The organism is Rhizobium sp. P1_E6, from assembly GCF_056405875.1.
Genome location: NZ_JBFUBG010000322.1, coordinates 1 through 826, shown reverse-complemented (window position 1 = coordinate 826; position 826 = coordinate 1). Strand labels below are relative to the sequence as shown.

Sequence of the window (826 nt, the reverse complement as noted above, 5' to 3'; positions counted from 1 at the left end):
AGTATCACCGGATTGATCCGCATGAGCGAGCCCAAGGGTTCGCTGCTGCGCTCAAACGATCCCGGTTCCGGTCGCTGGTATTCTCGTGACGTCGCAGCGATTGCCCAAACGAACGGCGTTGAAAATGCCGCGCCATTCTTCATCGATGCCGACGACACGCCAAATCCGGGAGGATTGCCCGTCGGGGGACTGACGGTCATCGATTTTCCCAATAACCACCTGGTCTACGCCATCACTTGGTTCGTCCTCGCGTTGATGGCGGCCGGACTGCTGGTCGTAATGGTGCGGACGGCACAAGCAAGCCACGACGACGATCGCTTGGCGATCCCGTAGCGCTGCGACGCGTACATTATTCGGTCGGGAAGGTGCTAGTGTTGTATGCGAAGAGCGCGTGTATCGATGCCCAGCAGGAAACTGAGGTCAGCCCGCGAAGCGATCAGGTCATGGATCGAATGCTGGCGCAACACGGAAAAGAACGACCCCAGAGCCTTTGTCAGTGCTGAGTTCAGGCTGCACCCACCGATCAGCGGACAGTCCGATGGTTCGCTGTGTTCGAAGCACTCCGCCATCAGAAATCCATCCTCGGTCACGCTGACAACATCAAAGAGGTTGATGTTCTCAGCGGCGCGACCCAGGCGAATGCCGCCGTTTCGACCGCGCACAGTTTTGACAAGCCCGGCATTGGTGAGTGGCTTAAGAACCTTGAAGAGGAAGAGCTCCGAAATACCGTAAGCCTTGGCGATCTCCGGAACATGGCTCAGCCGTCCATTGTTTGCGGCGCAATACATCAAAACGCGAACTGCATAATTTGTTTGTTTCGTAAGCC

General features: G+C 56.8%; 2 protein-coding genes. One reads left to right on the top strand and one right to left on the bottom strand.

The genetic code is table 11. From position 1 onward, the window contains the following. Nucleotides 1-333, top strand: a 333-nt coding sequence (locus tag AC1D35_RS36515; RefSeq protein ID WP_477942930.1) for an SURF1 family protein, incomplete at its 5' end; no start/stop codon positions are given. A 35-nt stretch (nucleotides 334-368) separates the two neighbouring features. Here the strand turns inward: AC1D35_RS36515 and rirA are convergent. After that, nucleotides 369-826: iron-responsive transcriptional regulator RirA (gene rirA / locus AC1D35_RS36510; RefSeq protein WP_477942928.1), on the bottom strand; the 458-nt coding region annotated here is incomplete at its 5' end.